The organism is Mesorhizobium amorphae CCNWGS0123 (genome assembly GCF_001686985.1).
GTDB classification, from domain to species: domain Bacteria; phylum Pseudomonadota; class Alphaproteobacteria; order Rhizobiales; family Rhizobiaceae; genus Mesorhizobium; species Mesorhizobium amorphae.
Window position 1 is genome coordinate 530503 of record NZ_CP015318.1, and the last position, 18815, is coordinate 549317.

General features: G+C 65.2%; 16 protein-coding genes. 5 read left to right on the forward strand and 11 right to left on the reverse strand.

Annotated elements, in window-relative coordinates; genetic code table 11:
* Positions 1 to 139: 139 nt before the first annotated feature.
* Positions 140 to 1639, forward strand: a complete 1500-nt coding sequence (locus A6B35_RS02490) for a mannitol dehydrogenase family protein (protein WP_065518143.1) — start codon at positions 140 to 142, stop codon at positions 1637 to 1639.
* A 99-nt stretch (positions 1640 to 1738) separates the two neighbouring features.
* Here A6B35_RS02490 and A6B35_RS02495 read toward each other — a convergent pair whose 3' ends face one another.
* The 8 genes from A6B35_RS02495 to A6B35_RS02530 form a co-directional block, all read right to left on the reverse strand.
* Entirely contained in the window at positions 1739 to 2146 is a 408-nt protein-coding gene (locus A6B35_RS02495; protein ID WP_006206555.1) for a F0F1 ATP synthase subunit epsilon, read from the reverse strand.
* A gap of 94 nt (positions 2147 to 2240) precedes the next feature.
* Entirely contained in the window at positions 2241 to 3827 is a 1587-nt protein-coding gene (gene atpD, locus A6B35_RS02500; RefSeq protein ID WP_006206554.1) for a F0F1 ATP synthase subunit beta, read from the reverse strand.
* Between the two features lie 69 nt (positions 3828 to 3896).
* Positions 3897 to 4781 (reverse strand): F0F1 ATP synthase subunit gamma, encoded by an 885-nt coding sequence (locus A6B35_RS02505; RefSeq protein WP_006206553.1) that lies wholly within the window; start codon positions 4779 to 4781, stop codon positions 3897 to 3899.
* 33 nt (positions 4782 to 4814) lie between these two features.
* Positions 4815 to 6344 carry a F0F1 ATP synthase subunit alpha gene (gene atpA, locus A6B35_RS02510; protein WP_006206552.1) on the reverse strand — a complete coding sequence of 510 codons (1530 nt, stop codon included), beginning with the start codon at positions 6342 to 6344 and terminating at the stop codon, positions 4815 to 4817.
* Positions 6344 to 6904, reverse strand: a complete 561-nt coding sequence (locus A6B35_RS02515) for a F0F1 ATP synthase subunit delta (RefSeq protein WP_006206551.1) — start codon at positions 6902 to 6904, stop codon at positions 6344 to 6346. The genes atpA and A6B35_RS02515 overlap by 1 nt, the downstream gene beginning before the upstream one ends.
* A gap of 235 nt (positions 6905 to 7139) precedes the next feature.
* A complete protein-coding gene (locus A6B35_RS02520) occupies positions 7140 to 7535 on the reverse strand; it encodes an AGROH133_08824 family phage infection protein (protein WP_006206550.1) in 396 nt (131 codons plus the stop codon).
* Positions 7536 to 7630: 95 nt separating this feature from the next.
* A complete protein-coding gene (locus A6B35_RS02525; RefSeq protein WP_006206549.1) occupies positions 7631 to 8326 on the reverse strand; it encodes an aspartate/glutamate racemase family protein in 696 nt (231 codons plus the stop codon).
* A gap of 30 nt (positions 8327 to 8356) precedes the next feature.
* Positions 8357 to 10540: a primosomal protein N' gene (locus A6B35_RS02530; RefSeq protein ID WP_006206548.1), complete on the reverse strand. Its 2184-nt coding sequence runs from the start codon at positions 10538 to 10540 to the stop codon at positions 8357 to 8359.
* A 91-nt stretch (positions 10541 to 10631) separates the two neighbouring features.
* On the opposite strand from A6B35_RS02530, the gene fsa reads away from it, so the two are divergent.
* Entirely contained in the window at positions 10632 to 11288 is a 657-nt protein-coding gene (fsa, locus tag A6B35_RS02535) for a fructose-6-phosphate aldolase (RefSeq protein WP_006206547.1), read from the forward strand.
* 81 nt (positions 11289 to 11369) lie between these two features.
* Here fsa and lptE read toward each other — a convergent pair whose 3' ends face one another.
* Positions 11370 to 11945, reverse strand: a complete 576-nt coding sequence (lptE, locus tag A6B35_RS02540) for an LPS assembly lipoprotein LptE (RefSeq protein ID WP_006206546.1) — start codon at positions 11943 to 11945, stop codon at positions 11370 to 11372.
* Positions 11932 to 14556: a leucine--tRNA ligase gene (gene leuS / locus A6B35_RS02545; protein ID WP_006206545.1), complete on the reverse strand. Its 2625-nt coding sequence runs from the start codon at positions 14554 to 14556 to the stop codon at positions 11932 to 11934. The genes lptE and leuS overlap by 14 nt, the downstream gene beginning before the upstream one ends.
* Before the next feature lie 147 nt (positions 14557 to 14703).
* Here leuS and A6B35_RS02550 point away from each other — a divergent pair, with 147 nt between their 5' ends.
* Together A6B35_RS02550 and A6B35_RS02555 are read left to right on the forward strand one after the other, a co-directional pair.
* Positions 14704 to 15366, forward strand: a complete 663-nt coding sequence (locus A6B35_RS02550; RefSeq protein ID WP_006206544.1) for a YggS family pyridoxal phosphate-dependent enzyme — start codon at positions 14704 to 14706, stop codon at positions 15364 to 15366.
* Between the two features lie 104 nt (positions 15367 to 15470).
* Positions 15471 to 16520, forward strand: a complete 1050-nt coding sequence (locus A6B35_RS02555) for an aldo/keto reductase (protein ID WP_006206543.1) — start codon at positions 15471 to 15473, stop codon at positions 16518 to 16520.
* A 53-nt stretch (positions 16521 to 16573) separates the two neighbouring features.
* Here A6B35_RS02555 and A6B35_RS02560 read toward each other — a convergent pair whose 3' ends face one another.
* Positions 16574 to 17479: a LysR family transcriptional regulator gene (locus A6B35_RS02560; protein ID WP_006206542.1), complete on the reverse strand. Its 906-nt coding sequence runs from the start codon at positions 17477 to 17479 to the stop codon at positions 16574 to 16576.
* 122 nt (positions 17480 to 17601) lie between these two features.
* Between A6B35_RS02560 and A6B35_RS02565 the strand changes: the two genes are divergently transcribed.
* On the forward strand, positions 17602 to 18783 hold the full coding sequence (locus A6B35_RS02565; protein WP_006206541.1) for an MFS transporter: 1182 nt from the start codon (positions 17602 to 17604) through the stop codon (positions 18781 to 18783).
* Positions 18784 to 18815: the final 32 nt, after the last annotated feature.

Sequence of the window (18815 nt, forward strand, 5' to 3'; positions counted from 1 at the left end):
GGTCGGTAGCGGATGATGTCAACGTTGCCGACGGCACTCGGGCTGTCCTTGCGGCAGCGGGAAACAGGTGTTAGGCCGCGTGTGGCTCACCGCACAGGGACATCGACATGCCGCTCCGTTTGAAGCTTCTTTTGGTGTCATGACCAGCGGCCGTTTGTCCGACACGACACTGCGGTCATTGCCGGAGCAGGTCGCAATCCCTTCCTATGATCGCGACAGCGTCGCGCCGGGCATCGTCCATCTCGGTGTCGGCGCGTTCCATCGCGCCCATCAGGCCGTCTATGTCGACGACTGCCTGGCGGCGGGCGAGACGGATTGGGGCATTGTCGGCGTCTCCCTGCGCAGCGCCGACACACGCGACGCGCTGGCACCCCAGGACGGTTTCTACACGCTGGCGATCAGGAGCAGCGGCGGCGAACAACTGCGCGTCGTCGGCTCGATCCTGTCGATGCTGGTGGCGCCGGAGGATCCGGGCGCGGTGCTGGCCGTGCTGACCAACCCGCGCACCCGCATCGTCACGCTGACGATCACCGAAAAGGCCTATCTGCGGGCAGCGGGCGGCGGGCTGGACGCCGCCCATCCCGACATCGTTCATGACCTCGCGAACCCGCATGCGCCGAAGACCGCGCATGGCTTCCTGAGCGAGGCACTGGCGCGCCGCCGCGCCGCCGGCGCGCCACCCTTCACCGTGCTTTGCTGCGACAATCTCCCCGCCAACGGCGCCACGCTGCACCGGCTGCTGGTCGAGTTCGCCGCGCTGCGCGATGCCGCTTCAGGCCATGGCGACCTCGCCCGTCACATCGCCGACGAGGTCGCCTTCCCGTCGAGCATGGTCGACCGCATCGTGCCGGCGACCACCGATGCCGACCGGGCGAGGATCACCGGGGAGTTGGGCATCGAGGACGCCTGGCCCGTCATGACCGAGCCGTTCTGCCAATGGGTGATCGAGGACGACTTCCCTACAGGACGACCCGCTTGGGAAAAGTTCGGCGCCACCATGGTCGGCGACGTCGAGCCCTTCGAGGACATGAAGCTCAGGCTGCTCAACGGCTCGCATTCGGCGATCGCCTATCTCGGCCTGCTCAGCGGCCACGCGACGGTCGACCGCGCCTTCGCCGATCCGGCGATCCGGCAGTTCGTCGACAGGCTATGGGCCGAAGCCATCCCGACGCTGCCCGAGGACGCCGGGCTCGACACGTCAGCCTATACGGCAGAGCTCGCCGAGCGTTTTTCCAATACGGCACTCGCCCACCGCACGGCGCAGATCGCCAATGACGGCAGCCAGAAACTGCCGCAGCGCATCGTTGCCTCCGCTGTCGAGCGGCTGGAGTCCGGTGCCTTGCCCGCGCATCTGATGCTGGTTGTCGCCGCCTGGATCGCGGCATGCGAAGCGCGCGGCAGGTCTTTGCCGGAAAGCCATTTCACCGATCCGCTCGATGCACCGTTGGCAGCGCTTTTTGGCCGGAACCTGCCGACGGAAGAGACAGTGGCGGCGGTGTTCGATCTCGCCGGCTTCGCCAAGGACCATGACGAGCGCCGGACGCTGATCGAATTCGTGGCCACGCATCTCGTCCATCTGCGGCAAGGCGGGCCGGCCCTTGCGTTGGCTGCGCTCGGCATACAGAGCGATACGCCGTAGGGCGACTTCGCGCCGACTCGAATCGGACTGCGAAGGTCCCGGGATCAGAGCCGTGACGTCAGGGTTTGCGCTCCGCTTCGCCTGGGACGAGCACCTGCCTCAAGCCGGCAGAATGGCGCCTTCCAGCGTGGTGAGCTGGCTAAGGAATTGCTCGGCCTTGCTGCGGGCCTCGTCGTCCTTGGCATCGGCCGCGTCTTCCCTGGCTTCCTGGATACGGCGTGCCAGGTCGGTGCGGTCGATGTCGCCGACGGCGACCGCCGACTCGGCGAGCAGCGTGCAGCCGGCCGGAACGATGTCGGCGAAGCCGCCGAACACCACGTAGCGTTCTTCCTTGCCGGCGGCGGTCTTCACCGTGACGACGCCCGGCTTGATCGTGGTCATGACCGGTGCATGATGCGCCATGACGGTCATCTCGCCTTCGGCGCCTGGAATGACGACGGATTCGACCTGCTCGGACACCAGCAGGCGTTCCGGCGAGACCAGTTCGAATTGGAAAGCTTCAGCCATGATCAAATTAGCGAGTAGGGAATAGTGAGTAGCGAGTAGGGAAAGAAGACCCGCTCGACCCAGAAATCCCTATTCGCTACTCCCTATTCGCTTCTTATGCCGCTTCAGCCGCCAGGCGCTGTGCCTTTTCGACCGCTTCGTCGATGCCGCCGACCATGTAGAAGGCCGCCTCCGGCAGGTGATCGTAGTCGCCGGCGCAGAGGCCCTTGAAGCCCTTGATGGTGTCGGCGAGGTCGACCAGCTTGCCCGGCGAACCCGTGAACACTTCGGCGACGAAGAACGGCTGCGACAGGAAGCGCTCGATCTTGCGGGCGCGGGCAACGGTCTGCTTGTCCTCTTCGGACAGCTCGTCCATGCCCAGGATGGCGATGATGTCCTGCAGCGACTTGTAGCGCTGGAGGATCGACTGCACCAGGCGGGCGACCTGATAGTGCTCTTCGCCGACGACCATCGGGTCGAGCATGCGCGAGGTCGAGTCAAGCGGATCAACGGCCGGGTAGATGCCCTTTTCCGAGATCGCGCGGTTGAGCACGGTCGTCGCGTCGAGGTGGGCGAACGAGGTCGCCGGCGCCGGGTCGGTCAGGTCGTCGGCCGGCACGTAGATCGCCTGCACCGAGGTGATCGAGCCCTTGGTCGTCGTGGTGATGCGCTCCTGCAGCGCGCCCATGTCGGTGGCCAGAGTCGGCTGATAGCCCACGGCCGAAGGAATGCGGCCGAGCAGCGCCGACACTTCCGAACCCGCCTGCGTGAAGCGGAAGATGTTGTCGACGAAGAACAGCACGTCCTGGCCCTGGTCGCGGAAATATTCGGCAACGGTCAGACCGGTCAGGCCGACGCGGGCACGCGCGCCCGGCGGCTCGTTCATCTGGCCATAGACGAGTGCCGCCTTGGAACCGGCGCCGCCGCCCTTCTTATTGACGCCTGACTCGATGAACTCGTGATAGAGATCGTTGCCTTCACGGGTACGCTCGCCGACGCCGGCGAACACCGAGAAGCCGCCATGCGCCTTGGCGACGTTGTTGATCAGTTCCTGGATCAGCACGGTCTTGCCGACGCCGGCGCCGCCGAACAGGCCGATCTTGCCGCCGCGGGCGTAGGGCGCGAGCAGGTCGAGAACCTTGATGCCGGTGACCAGGATCTGCGCTTCCGTCGACTGCTCGACATAGGTCGGCGCCGGCTGGTGGATGGCGCGCATTTCGATGCCGTCGACCGGGCCCTCTTCGTCGACCGGCTCGCCGATGACGTTGATGATGCGGCCGAGCATGCCCGGGCCGACCGGCACGGTGATCGGCGCGCCGGTGTCATAGACGTCCTGGCCGCGGACCAGACCTTCGGTCGAGTCCATGGCGATGCAACGCACGGTGTTCTCGCCGAGATGCTGGGCAACCTCAAGCACGAGGCGGTTGCCGACATTGACCGTCTCCAGCGCGTTCAGGATCGCCGGCAGATGCTCGCCGAACTGCACGTCGACGACGGCGCCGATGACCTGGCGAACCTTGCCGACCGCACCCGTCTTCTTGATGGTAACGGTTGGTGCCTTGGCCGCGGCGGCCTTGGCCGGTGCTGCCGCCTTCTTGGCCGGAGCCGCCTTCGCTGCTGCTGCCGGAGCCTTTGCCGGCGCTGCCGCCTTGGGGGCCGCCGTCTTCGAGGCTACCTTCTGGGGGGTCGCTGCTTTCGCCATCGTCTTTGCCCTTTTTCGTCTCTTTGTTTTTCGCACGCCGGAAGGTCGATGACCTTCTTGCGAGCGTGCCTAGAGCGCCTCGGCGCCCGAAATGATTTCGATCAATTCCTTGGTGATCTGCGCCTGCCGCTGGCGGTTGTAGGTGATCGACAATTTGTTGATCATGTCGCCGGCGTTGCGCGTCGCATTGTCCATGGCGCTCATCTTGGCACCCATCTCTCCGGCTGCGTTTTCGAGCAGCGCGCGGAAGACCTGCACCGAGATGTTGCGCGGAATGAGGTCGGAGAGGATCTCGCCCGGCTCCGGCTCATATTCGTAGACGGCATTGCCGCCGTCCGCCGCTGCGGCCGGAGCGGAGGCCACGCCGGCCGGAATGATCTGTTGCGCGGTCGGGATCTGGCTGATCACCGACTTGAACTGCGAATAGAACAGCGTGCAGACGTCGAAGCTGCCCTCGCCGAAGAGGTGAATGACCTTGCGGGCAATCGCGTCGGCGTTGACGAAGCCAAGCGTCTTGACCTCGCGCAGATCGACACGGTCGATGATCATTGACGCGTAGTCACGGCGCAATATGTCAAAACCCTTCTTGCCGACGCAGATGATCTTGACCTGCTTGCCGTCCGCCAGCAGCCGGCGGATGTGATCCCGGGCGAAACGCGCGATCTGCGAGTTGAAGCCGCCGCACAGGCCACGCTCGGCGGTGCAGACGACGAGCAGATGCACGTCGTCCTTGCCGGTGCCGGTCATCAGCGCCGGGGCATCGCCACCGCCGCCGACCGCCTGGGTGATGTTGGCCAGAACCGCGCCCATCCGCTCGGAATAGGGACGCGCCGCTTCCGCAGCCTCCTGCGCGCGGCGCAGCTTCGCCGCGGCGACCATCTGCATCGCCTTGGTGATCTTCTGCGTCGCCTTGACCGAGGCGATACGGTTACGAAGGTCTTTTAATGAAGGCATGCTTCAAACCTGATCCCGTGCGTCCGGCTTCGTTCAAGCAAAGGTCTTGGCGAAGGCGTCGATTTCCGCCTTCAGCTTGGCGCGCAGATCGTCCGACAGCGCCTTCTCCTTGCGGATGCCATCAAGCACGTCCTTGCCGGCCGAGCGCATGTGGCTGAGCAGCCCATGTTCGAACTTGCCGACCTGGTTGATCGCCAGCTTGTCGAGGTAACCGTTGACGCCGGCGAAGATCACCGCGACCTGTTCCTCGACCTTGAGCGGCGAGAACTGCGGCTGCTTCAAGAGCTCGGTCAGGCGCGAGCCGCGGTTGAGCAGGCGCTGCGTGGCGGCGTCGAGATCGGAGCCGAACTGCGCGAAGGCCGCCATTTCGCGATACTGCGCGAGCTCGCCCTTGATCGAGCCGGCGACCTGCTTCATCGCCTTGATCTGCGCCGACGAACCGACGCGCGACACCGACAGGCCGACATTGACCGCCGGACGGATGCCCTGGAAGAAAAGGTTGGTTTCCAGGAAGATCTGGCCGTCGGTGATCGAAATCACGTTGGTCGGGATGTAGGCCGACACGTCGTTGGCCTGCGTCTCGATGATCGGCAGCGCGGTCAGCGACCCGTTGCCATTGTCGTCATTGAGCTTGGCGGCGCGCTCGAGCAGGCGCGAGTGCAGGTAGAACACGTCGCCCGGATAGGCTTCGCGGCCCGGCGGGCGGCGCAGCAGCAGCGACATCTGGCGATAGGCGACGGCCTGCTTCGACAGATCGTCATAGCTGATCAGCGCATGCATGCCGTTGTCGCGGAAATATTCGCCCATGGTGCAGCCGGCGAACGGCGCCAGGAACTGCATCGGCGCCGGATCGGACGCGGTGGCGGCGATGATGATCGAGTAGTCGAGCGCGCCGCGCTCTTCCAGCACCTTGACGAACTGCGCGACGGTCGAGCGCTTCTGGCCGACGGCGACGTAGACGCAGTAGAGCTTCTCCTTCTCGGGGCCGTTGTCGTGCACCGACTTCTGGTTCAGCATCGTGTCGAGGATGATGGCGGTCTTGCCGGTCTGGCGATCGCCGATGACCAGCTCGCGCTGGCCGCGGCCGACCGGGATCAGCGCGTCGATGGCCTTGAGGCCGGTCGACATCGGCTCATGCACCGACTTGCGCGGGATGATGCCGGGCGCCTTGACGTCGACGCGCTTGCGCTCGACCGCCTTGATCGGGCCCTTGCCGTCGATCGGGTTGCCGAGCGCGTCGACGACGCGACCGAGAAGGCCCGGACCGACCGGAACGTCGACGATGGCGCCCGTGCGCTTGACGGTGTCGCCTTCCTTGATGTCGCGGTCGGCGCCGAAGATGACGACGCCGACATTGTCGGCTTCGAGGTTGAGCGCCATGCCGCGGATGCCGCCGGGGAACTCGACCATCTCGCCGGCCTGGACATTGTCGAGGCCGTAGACGCGGGCGATACCGTCACCGACGGACAGCACCTGGCCGACTTCGGAGACCTCGGCCTCCTTGCCGAAATTCTTGATCTGGTCTTTCAGAATTGCGGAAATTTCCGCGGCGCGGATGTCCATCAGCCGACCTCTTTCAGTGCAAGCTTGAGCGAATTGAGTTTGGTTTTTAATGACGTATCGATCTGGCGCGAGCCCATCTTGACCACCAGCCCGCCAAGCAGCGACGGATCGACGGTAACGGTGATGGCCACGTCCTTGCCGGCAACGCTCTTCAGTGCCGCCTTCAGTTCGGTCTGCTGGGCTGCGGTCAGCTCATGCGCCGACGTCACCTCGGCAGCGGCCTCGCCACGATGCTCGGCGGCGATCTGGCGGAACGCCTTGATCATGCCCGGCACGGCGAACAGCCGGCGGTTCTTGGCGACGACGCGCAGGAAATTTCCGGTCAGCCCAGTGATCTTTGCCTTGTCGGCGATCGCCGCGATCGCCTTGGCCTGGTCCTCGCTGGAGAACACCGGGCTCTTGATCAGGCGCATCAGGTCGGCGCTGCCTTCCAGCATCGCCTCGAAACTGTTGAGGTCGGCTTCGACCTTGGCGACGGAATTTGCCTGCTGGGCGAGTTCGAACAGCGAACCCGCGTAGCGTTCTGCGACACCTGAGATTGGCGATGACGATTGGGCCACGGACCGTCTTTTCTCTTGTCTGACAGGCCGCAGATTGTTGGCGCGAGTGAGAACTCTGGCTAAATCTTTGACCTTACTGCATTTTTCCAAGCACGGAGGCGCGGCTTCCGCTATCCCCGGCCGAAAGTCGATTGCCGTCTAGCACAGGCCTTTTAAGACCGCAATGCGTCGTTCCGCATGGTTTTCAGGCACTTTTGTCGCATCCAGCTGCGGAGTTCGCCCGAAGCCGTTGGATTCAGGGCAAAAAGCCGAAGACAAAGGCAAGTGGCAGCGCCGCCAGCACCAGTTCCACAATGATCGACGCCCAGTTGAAAGGCGTGTTGGCGCCGTCCGACATCATCGACAGCAAGCGGCCGAAGGCAGTGAACAGCCAGGAGAAGCCGAGCGCCATGTAGAGCCATGGCTGCGCCAGCAAAATGCAGCACAGGCTGACGCCGAGATAGAAGCCCGACATGCGGCCGCGCCCTTCGGCAATCGCCGCCGCTTTCTCGGGCTTGACCTGCAGCCTGAGTATCCGGAAGGCGAGGTTCGGCGCCAGGAACAGCACAAGCCCGAGAGCCAAGGTCACGACGGCGCTCGACCACGCCAGCCACTCGCCCTGGCTTGTCGGCCATGGAAACACAAAATCCATCTTGTCCCCTCGTAAATGCCTGTTTGAAATTGCGGGTATTCTAGCGAACGAGAACCCTTGCGCCAGATGGCGGCCGGCAATTTAGGAAGGTCGCATCAGGAGAGCGCGAATTCGACCGCCGCCTCGGCGTGCAGGCGCGTGGTGTCGAACACCGGGATGTCGAAATCCGGCTGGCCGATCAGCATGGTGATCTTGGTGCAGCCCATGATGACGCCGTCGATCCTTTCATCGCGCCGCAGGCGATCGACCTCGTCGATATAGGCCGCCTTCGATGGCCCGCTGACGATGCCCTGGCAGAGCTCGTCATAGATCACGCGATGCACCATGTCGCGTCCAGCCTGGTCCGGCACCACCGGCTGCAGGCCGTACTTGCCGGCAAGCCGGCCCTTGTAGAAATCCTGCTCCATGGTGAACCGCGTCGCCAGCAGCGCCGGGCGCTTGACGCCGGCATCCTTGACGGCGACCGCCGTGGCATCGGCAATGTGGATCAGCGGAATGGACACCGCCGCCTGCACCTCATCCGCCAGCTTGTGCATGGTGTTGGTGCAGACCAGCAGCCCCTGCGCGCCGGCCGCTTCCAGGCCGCGTGCGGCCTCCGCCAAGAGCACGCCGGCTCCCTGCCAGTCGCCTTCATGCTGCCGTTCGGCGATCTCGGCGAAATCGAACGACCAGAGCAGCAGCTTCGCCGAATGCAGCCCGCCCAGCCGCTTGCGCACGATCTCGTTCAGCAGCCGGTAGTAGATCGCGGTCGATTCCCAGCTCATGCCGCCGAGCAGGCCAAGGGTTTTCATCCGCTCGCACTCCAATTTGCATGATCAATTTCACAAAAAGCTCTGCGGATCGATATCGACCTGCACCCGGACCGAGCCGCGCAGCTTCGGCCCCTCGGCCAGCATGGCGCGGATAAAGCCTTGCATGTCGGCGCGCCGTTCACCCTGGATCAGCAGGCGGAAGCGATGGCGGCCGCCGAGCAACGACAACGGCGCCTCGGCCGGACCGAGCACGAACAGATCGCTGGCCTGAGGTGCGGCGCGGCGCAGGCCGCGCGCATGGCCCTCCGCTTCCGCCCGCGTCACGGCGCTGACGATGACGCCGGCGAGCCGGCCGAAGGGCGGCAGTGCCGCCCGCTCGCGCTCGGCGATCTCGCGTTCGTAAAACGCCTCGGCATCGCCGGAGACGATCGCCCGCATAACCGGATGCTCGGGCTGGAAGGTTTGCAGCAGGCCGAGGCTCTTCTTGCCGGTGCGGCCGGCACGTCCCGTAACCTGGCTGAGCAGCTGGAAGGTGCGCTCGGCGGCGCGCGGATCGCCATTGGCAAGGCCGAGGTCGGCGTCGACCACCCCGACCATCGTCATGTTCGGAAAATTGTGGCCTTTGGCAACCAGCTGCGTGCCGATGACGATGTCGGCCTCGCCATTGGCGATGGCCTCCAGCTCGAGCCGCAGCCGCCGCACCCCGCCCATCAGGTCGGACGACAGGACGATGGTGCGGGCGTCGGGGAAATGCGCGACCACCTCTTCGGCGATGCGCTCGACACCCGGCCCGCAGGCGACGAGATGGTCGAGCGTGCCGCACTCCGGGCAAGCTTCCGGCCGCTTCTCATTGTGCCCGCAATGGTGGCAGACGAGCTGGCCGCGAAAGCGGTGCTCGACCAGCCAGGCCGAACAGACCGGGCAGCCGAAGCGATGGCCGCAGACCCGGCACAGCGTCAGCGGCGCGTAGCCGCGCCGGTTGAGGAACAGCAGCGACTGTTCCTGCCGCTCCAGTGTCCGCTTCATATGGTCGAGCATCAGCGGCGACAGGAAGCCGCCACGTGCCGGCGGCGCACGCCGCATGTCGATGGTCTTCAGGTCGGGAAGCGCGGCTTCAGCAAAGCGCCCCGAAAGCACCGCCCTGCCATAGCGGCCCTGGCTCGCATTGACCCGGCTTTCGACCGACGGCGTCGCCGAGGCGAGCACCACCGGAAAGCCGCCAATATGGCCGCGCACCACGGCCATGTCGCGCGCATTGTAGAAGACGCGGTCCTCCTGCTTGTAGGCGGGGTCGTGCTCCTCGTCGACGACGATCAGCCCAAGATCGCGGAACGGCAGGAACAGCGCCGAGCGCGCGCCGGCGACGACGCGCACGCCGCCTTCAGCCACTTGCCGCCAGACCCGTTCGCGCATCCGCGGCGGCAGGTCGGAATGCCACTCCGCCGGCTTGGCGCCGAAACGGTCCTGGAAGCGTTCCAGGAAGGCGTGCGTCAGCGCGATTTCCGGCAGCAGGATAAGCACCTGCCTGCCCTTGTCGAGCGCGGCCGCCACCGCCTCGAAATAGACTTCGGTCTTGCCGGAGCCGGTGACGCCGTCGAGCAAGGTGACGCCAAACGCGTCCGCCGACACACCGGCGCGCAGCATCACGGCCGCCTCCTCCTGGTCGGGCATCAGGGCAGGCTGCGCATAGTCGGGATCGGGCGCTGCAACCACCGGTCGCGGCGGGATCGTCACGGTCTCAAAAACGCCCTGCGCCCGCAGGCCGTCGATGACGGTCGAGGATACGCCGGCGGCATGCGCCAGCCCCGAGCGCGTCCAGGCAAGCCCGCCTTCGGCCGTCTCCAGCACGCGCGTCCTCGCCTCCGTCATTCGGTCGGGCCGCAGCATGGTGCGCTGCAGCCCTTCGATCCACGGTTCCGGGTCAAAGGCCTCCGGCGCCCGCAGCAGCATGCGCGCCACCATGCCGGGCGGCGACAGCGTGTATTGCGCGATCCAGTCGACGAAACGGCGCATGGCGCGGTCGATCGTCGGGCAGTCGAAGACCTGCTCGATCGGCCGCAATTTCTTCGCGTCGACCTTTTCGACAACGCCGTCCCAGACGATGCCGGCCACCTGGCGCGGGCCGAGCGGCACGCGCACGATCGAGCCCGGCACCACGCGCATGCCCATTGGCACCGCATAGGTGTAGGGCCGCTCGGCGGGCATCGGCACCAGCACGGGCGCGGCTGCGACAAAGGGCGAATCTTCTTCCATGAGGCGTGACCTTGCCCCGACTTTGGTCTAGAGCAAAGGCCGACCCCGAATGTGCATGCCATGCACATGAAAATCTTCAGGAGACCCCGTCATGAAATTTTTTGTCGACACCGCTGATGTCAAGGAAATCCGTGAGCTGAACGATCTTGGCCTGCTCGACGGCGTCACCACCAACCCCTCGCTGATCCTGAAATCCGGCGGCAAGATTTCCGAGGTCACCAAGCAGATCTGCGATATCGTCGACGGCCCGGTCTCGGCCGAAGTGGTCGCCACCGAATTCAAGGACATGATGGCGGAGGCCGAGGTGCTGGCCAAGATCGCGCCCAATGTCTGCATCAAGGTGCCGCTGACGCTGGATGGACTGAAGGCCTGCAAGACGATCCGCACAGAGATGAACCGGATGGTCAACGTGACGCTGTGCTTCTCCGCCAACCAGGCGCTGCTGGCCGCCAAGGCCGGCGCCTCCTTCATCTCGCCTTTCGTCGGCCGCATCGACGACACCGGCTCGGACGGCATGGAGCTGATCCAGGAGATCCGGCAGATCTATGACAATTACGATTTCCAGACCGAGATCCTGACGGCGTCGGTGCGCACCGTGAACCACGTCAAGCAGGCGGCGCTGATCGGCGCCGACGTCATCACCGCGCCGCCGGCGACGCTGAAGGCGCTGGTCAAGCACCCGCTGACCGACAAGGGCCTCGAGCAGTTCCTCGCCGACTGGGCGAAGACCGGCCAGAAGATCGGCTGATACCGAGCCACCGGGATCCATGAAAAAAGGCCGAGCAATCGGCCTTTTTTCATGCGTATTCCAGGGCAAAATGGGAAGCGATCAGGCCTTCTTGCCGTGCTTGACCAGGTCCTGGGCGACCGAAAGCCGCAGCAGTTCGGCCAGTTCGCGCGCGGCGCGGTTCTCGGCGTCGAGCTGTGCCCGGTAGGAAGCATATTCCTGGGTTGGCCTGTCGAACGATGACGGCACCGAGCGCTTGCCGGTTGCGATGACCGTACCGGTCTTGGCGTCGGTCAGCACATAGTTCGCGGTCAGCGTCACCGTGCCGGCCGTCGGTTCGTCCTCGTCGGTCTGAATCTGCACAAGGGCGGCCGATTCGACCAGTTCGCTGACGCCGAGATCAAGCGTGTAGACCGGCGAAGCCGGCTCGCCCGCGCCCTGGCCGAGCCCGAAGATCAGATTGTTGCGCACCTGCTGGGCGTAGCGGGTCTTGACTGGCTTGATCGAGATCGACGCCAGTTCGGCGGCGGCGCCGACGGTCGAGCCGGCGGTGAGCGGCGCGTTCGAATAGAGCGGACGCACGGTGCAGGCCGAAACCAGCGCGGCCGAGGCGACCAAGCCGTACAATGCTGCACGGCGCAGAAAACGCGTCGTCTTTCCAAGCTCAGGCAACGACATTGACGATCCTCTGCGGCACGATGATCACCTTGCGGGGCGCCTTACCTTCGAGCGCTTTCTGCACGAAGTCGAGGGCCAGCACCGCTTTTTCGACGGCACCTTGGTCCGCGTCGCGGGCAATTGTCAAATCGCCGCGCTTCTTGCCGTTGACCTGAACTGGCAACACGATCTCGTTGTCGACGACCAGCGCCGGATCGTAGACCGGCCACGGCCGTTCGGCGACCATATCGCTGCCGCCGAGCGTCTCCCAGCACTCCTCGGCCAGATGCGGCATGACCGGCGCGACCAGGTGCACCAGGATCTCCACCGCCTCTCGGCAGGCGCCTTTCAGTGCCGGATCGGCCCTGCCTTCGGCGACCTCGTTGAGCGGCGCGGTCAAGGCATTGGCGAGCTCGTAGACGCGGGCGATGGCGCGGTTGAAGGCGAGCTTCTCGATGTCTTCGCCGACCGCTTTCAGGATCTTGTGCGCGGCCTTGGAAACAGCACCCGCCTCACCGTCCTGCGCTGCCGCCGGCTGGATGACGGCGAGCGACTCGGCTGCCGTCGACACCAGGCGCCAGACACGCTGGACGAAGCGATGCGCGCCGGCCGCGCCATCGTCGGTCCATTCGACGTCGCGCTCGGGTGGCGAATCCGACAGCATGAACCAGCGCGCGGTGTCGGCGCCGTAGCCGTCGGTGATCTCTTCCGGGCTCACCGTATTCTTCTTCGACTTCGACATCTTCTCCAGCGGGCCGATCACGGCCTCATCGCCGGTGGCGATCTCGATGGCGCGGCGCTTGCCGTCGACGTCCTCCAGCCTGACCTCGCCGGGCGACAGCCAGCGGCCGTTGGACGCGCTGCCGACCCGGTAGGTCTCGTGCACCACCATGCCTTGCGTGAACAGGCCCTTGAACGGCTCGGCCAGGTCGAGGTGCCCGGTCTCGCGCATGGCGCGGGTGAAGAAGCGCGAATAGAGCAGATGCAGGATCGCATGCTCGATGCCGCCAATATACTGGTCGACCGCCAGCCATTCATTGGCCGCCCGGGGATCGGTCGGATCGTTGGCCCAGGGCGCGGTGAAGCGGGCAAAATACCAGGACGAATCGACGAACGTGTCCATCGTGTCGGTTTCGCGCCGTGCCGCCTTGCCGCATTGCGGGCAGTTGACGTGCCGCCAGGTCGGGTGCCGGTCGAGGGGGTTGCCTGGCCGGTCGAACTCGATGTCGTCGGGCAGCTTGACTGGCAAGTCAGCCTTCGGCACCGGCACCACGCCGCAATCCTCGCAATGGATCATCGGGATCGGGCAGCCCCAGTAACGCTGGCGCGAAATGCCCCAGTCGCGCAGGCGGAAGTTCACCTTGCGCTCGGCCATCGGCCGATTGCCGATGGTTTTTTGCTCGAGCAACTTGGCCACCTCGTCGAACGCCTTCGTCGGCGTCATACCGTCGAGGAAGCGCGAATTGATCATCACGCCGTCGTCGCCATAGGCTTCTTCGATGATCTGGAAGGTGGCCGGGTTTTCACCCTCCGGCATCACCACCGGCACCACCGGCAGGCCGTATTTGTTGGCGAAGTCGAGGTCGCGCTGGTCGCCGGACGGGCAGCCGAAAATGGCGCCGGTGCCGTATTCCATCAGCACGAAATTGGCGACATAGACCGGCAGCGTCCAATTGTCGTCGAACGGATGGACGACGCGGATACCGGTGTCGAAACCCTTCTTCTCGGCCGTCTCCAGCGCCGCCACCGAGGTACCCATGTGGCGGACCTCCTCGATGAACTTGGCCAAAGCCGGATTGTCTTCGGCAGCCTTCTTCGCCAGCGGATGGTCGGCGGCGACCGCCATGAAGGAGGCGCCGAAAATGGTGTCGGGCCGCGTCGTATAGACTTCCAGCTCATGCTCGCCGGCAATCGGTGCGGCCAGCGGCCAGCGGATCAGCAGCCCTTCCGAGCGGCCTATCCAGTTGTGCTGCATCAGCTTGACCTTCTCCGGCCACTCGTCGAGGCCTTCGAGCGAATCCAGGAGGTCCTGCGCATAGTCGGTGATCTTGAAGAACCACTGCGTCAGCTCGCGCTGTTCGACCAGCGCGCCCGAGCGCCAGCCGCGCCCGTCGATCACCTGCTCGTTGGCGAGCACGGTCATGTCCTCCGGGTCCCAGTTGACCTTGGAGGATTTGCGCGTCACCAGCCCCTTCTCGACAAAGTCGAGGAACAGCATCTGCTGGCGGTGGTAGTAGTCGACGTCGCAAGTGGCGAATTCGCGCGCCCAGTCGAGCGACAGGCCCATGACCTTGAGCTGCTCGCGCATGGCGGCGATGTTCTCATAGGTCCAGTCCTTGGGATGGACCTTGTTCTGTATCGCCGCGTTCTCGGCCGGCATGCCGAAGGCGTCCCAGCCCATCGGGTGCAGCACGCTGAACCCCTTGGCCCGCTTGTAGCGCGCCACCACGTCGCCCATCGTGTAGTTGCGGGTGTGGCCGATATGGATCTTCCCCGACGGATAGGGGAACATCTCCAGCACATAGTATTTCGGACGCGGGTCGTCGTTTTGAGCTTCGAACAGCTTCTTGGCGTCCCAGGCCTTCTGCCATTTGGGCTCTGACGCGCGCGGATTGTATCGTTCGGTTGCCATCGGATGTTTTTCACTTAAAAGCAGGCACGAGCCACCGGACAATGGCCGGCGGCCAGGGAAAATATCGTCGCGGTGTTCACCATGGATTGCCGGACCCGTCAACTGCGGCGATCCGGCCGAGAGCGATAAGACAGGCAGGATTTAAGCATGGCGAGCGCCGTCGAACAGCTTTTTGCCGTCAAGGCGCGGATCGCCGCCGCCGAGCGCGAGGCCGGGCGAGATGCCGGTGCGGTGACGCTGGTCGCGGTGTCGAAAACCTTCGAAGCCGCCGATATCCGCCCAGTCATCGAGGCCGGCCAGGGCGTCTTCGGCGAGAACCGCGTGCAGGAAGCGCAAGCCAAATGGCCGGCGCTGAAGGCAGCATTCCCGGATATCGAACTGCATCTGATCGGCCCGCTGCAGTCGAACAAGGCGAAGGAAGCGGTCGCCCTGTTCGACGTCATCGAGACGATCGATCGCGAGAAAATCGCGGCCGAGCTTGCCAAGGAGATCGCACGGCAGGGGCGCTCGCCAAAACTCTACGTGCAGGTCAACACCGGCTCCGAGCCGCAGAAGGCAGGCATCGAGCCGCGCGAGGCCGTCGCCTTCGTCGTCCGCTGCCGCGAGGTTCACGGCCTCGCCATCGAAGGCCTGATGTGCATCCCGCCGGCCGACGAGAATCCCGGCCCGCATTTCGCCCTGCTGGAGAAGCTGAGCAAGGAAGCCGGCGTCGCAAAACTGTCGATGGGCATGTCCGGCGACTACGAGACGGCCATCGCATTCGGCGCCACCAGCGTCAGGGTCGGCTCGGCCATCTTCGGCAGCCGCTAGCAGAAACTTGAGCCAATCCCAACAGTGCAATTGCACCAGCGCTTGAAACGGAACGTACCGTTCCTATTTTCCGAACGTCATCACCAACCTCCCGGAGCCGCACCATGCGCTACAACCAACTCGGAAACACGGGGATGTTCGTCTCCGAACTTTGCCTCGGCACCATGACCTTCGGCGCCGCCGGCGAAAACGCCCAATGGGGTCTGATCGCGAGCCTGAACCAGAAGGGCGTCGACGAGATCGTCGGCCAGTCCATTGCCGCAGGCGTCAATTTCTTCGACACAGCCGACGTCTATTCGTTCGGTGAGTCCGAAAAACTGCTCGGCCAGTCGCTGAAAAATCTCGGCGTCAACAGGTCGGACGTGGTTATCGCCACCAAGGTCCACGGCGCCATGGGCGGCGGCCCGAACCAGCGCGGCTCCTCGCGCGGCCATATCATGGACTCGGTCGATGCCAGCCTCGAGCGGCTGCAGCTCGACCATATCGACCTCTACCAGCTGCACGGCACCGATGCGGTGACGCCGATCGACGAGACGCTCAGGGCGCTCGACGATCTCGTGTCCAGCGGCAAGGTGCGTTACGTCGGCGTCTCGAACTGGCAGGCCTGGCGCATCGCCAAGGCGCTGGGCATCGCCGAGCACAAGGGCTTTGCCCGCTTCGAGACCGTGCAATCCTATTACTCCATCGCCGGCCGCGATCTCGAACGCGAGATCGTGCCTTTGATCAACGAGGAAAAACTCGGCCTGATGGTCTGGTCGCCGATGGCGGGCGGCCTGCTCTCCGGCAAGTATGGTCCGGGCGCGCCCGGCAATGGCGAGGGCCGCCGCGCCTCCTTCAATTTCCCGCCGGTCAACGAGGACCGCGCCTGGGCCGCGGTTGCCGTCATGCGCGACATCGCCAGCAAGCATGATGTCAGCGTCGCCACTGTGGCGCTCGGCTATGTGCTGGCAAAACCCTTCGTGATGAGCGTCATCATCGGCGCCAGCCGCATGGAGCAGCTCGAGCAGAACCTTGCCGCGACAGAGCTGAAGCTCGACGCCGACGATCTGGCCAAACTGGACGAGGTCAGCGCGCTGCCAGCCGAATATCCCGGCTGGATGTTGGAGCGGCAGGCGGCAGGTCGGCGGCCGGCGCCGTTCGCAGCGAAGGCGTAAGCAACAGCCATCTCGGGCTGACAGTTCGGGAGCCACCGGCTCCCGAACGTCCTTCAGAGCCGCACGGTCTCGACCAGAAAATCGAGAAAGGCCCGCACCCGCGCCGGCAGATGCTTGCCTTGGCCGACATAGACGGCGTGCGTCAGTTCCTCGTCGCCGGGGTTGAAATCTTCTAACAGCGGGATGAGCCGACCGGCGGCGATGTTGGCCGCGACATGCCAGCGCGCCAGCCGGGCTATGCCCGCGCCTGAAAGCGCCATCAGCCGCATCGCCTCGCCATCGCTGACCAGCGCGTTTCCGGTGGTCGGGGACACGATGGAGCGGCCGGCTCTGTCGACAAACGGCCAGCCGTCGATATGGCGCGCGAAGCGGAAGCCCATCCGGTTGTGACGGTCGAGATCGACCGGCGTCCGCGGCATGCCATGCCGTTCGAGATAGGAGGGTGCGGCGACCACGACTGTCCGGCTTTGCCCGAGCTTGCGCGCCACCAGCCGCGATTCGCCGAGCGGCCCGGCGCGGATGGCGACGTCGGCGCGCTCCTCCATCAGGTCGATGACATGGTCGGTCAGCACAAGGTCGATCGAGATTTCGGGATAGCGTTCGAGAAAGCGCGGCAGCAGCGGGATCAGCCGGTGCTGGCCGAAGGGCACATAGCTGTTGACCCTGAGCAGGCCGCGCGGCGCTGCACCCGCCGCTGCCTCACGCTCGGCCGCCGCCATGTCGGCCAGGATGCGCACGCCGCTGTCATGGAAGGCAATGCCCTCCGGTGTGAGTTGCAGCCGCCGCGTCGAGCGGCTGATGAGGCGTGCGCCAAGCCGGGCCTCCAGCCGCGCGATCAGCTTACTCACCGCCGACGGCGTCATGCGCAGTGCCCGCGCCGCAGCCGAAAAGCTGCCCGCCTCGACGACGCGGACGAACACTTCGATCTCGCCCGAGCGGTTTATCTCTGGTCTCGCCATTCGTGAATCTATTTCACAGAAAGTATGCCCGAAGCAAGGCTGGTTCACAGTTGGTTGCGACACGATCTTCCGGGTCGGGACGCGGCGACAGGCGTCCTTCCGCGACCAACAGGACGACCGCCATGCCTCTTGCTCTCTATGCCCTTGCCGCCGGCGCCTTCGGCATCGGCGTTACCGAATTCGTCATCATGGGCCTGCTCATCGACGTCAGCACCGATCTCGGTGTCTCGATCTCGGCCGCCGGCCAGCTCATTTCCGGCTATGCGCTTGGTGTCGTCATCGGCGCGCCGCTCCTGACCATCGCCACCGGCCGCTGGCCGCGCAAGACCGTGCTTCTGGTGCTGATGGCGATCTTCACCATCGGCAATCTCGCCTGCGCTTTGGCCCCCGATTACTGGACGCTGATGGGCGCCCGCGTGCTCACCGCCTTTGCCCACGGCACCTTCTTCGGCGTCGGCTCGGTCGTGGCGACCGGGCTGGTCGCGCCCAACAAGAAGGCGTCGGCCATCGCCCTGATGTTCACCGGGCTCACCATCGCCAACATCCTCGGCGTTCCCTTCGGCACCTGGCTCGGCCAGGCCCTCGGCTGGCGCGCGACCTTCTGGGCGGTGACCTTGGTCGGGCTCGCTGCCTTCGCCATCATCCTCCTTCTGGTACCGCGCGGCCAGGCGGAGCCACAGACGAGCAAGCTCAGCGCCGATCTCGCCGTCCTTGCCCGCGCACCGGTATTGCTCGGCTTCGCCACCACCGTGCTTGGCTATGCCGGCGTGTTCGCCGTCTTCACCTACATCGCTCCCTTGCTTACCGAGATCACCGGTTTTGGCGAAGCGGCGGTGTCGCCGATCCTGCTCGTCTTCGGCGGCGGCCTCATCGCCGGCAATCTCATTGGTGGCAAGACAGCCGACCGCTGGCTGGTGCCGTCCGTGCTCGGCAGCCTGGTCGTGCTGGCACTGGTGCTCGCCACCATGACCTTTGCCTTGCACAGCCAGCTTATGGCCGTCCTCTATGTCGGCCTGCTCGGCGCCGCCGCTTTTGCCACCGTGGCGCCGCTGCAGATGTGGGTGCTGGAAAAGGCTGAAGGCGCCGGACAAAGCCTCGCCTCGTCCTTCAACATCGCCGCCTTCAATCTCGGCAACGCCGCCGGCGCCTGGCTGGGCGGCGTGGTCATTGCCCACGGCCCTGGCCTCGGCGCCGTCACCTGGGTCGCGGCCTTGCTGCCGCTTTCGGCGCTCGGCGTGGCCGCACTGGCGCTGCGCCTCGATCGCAACCCGGCACTCGGCGAACCGGCATCCGTCCGCTCGTGACAATCCTCGAAGCAACAACTCTCTCGACCTCA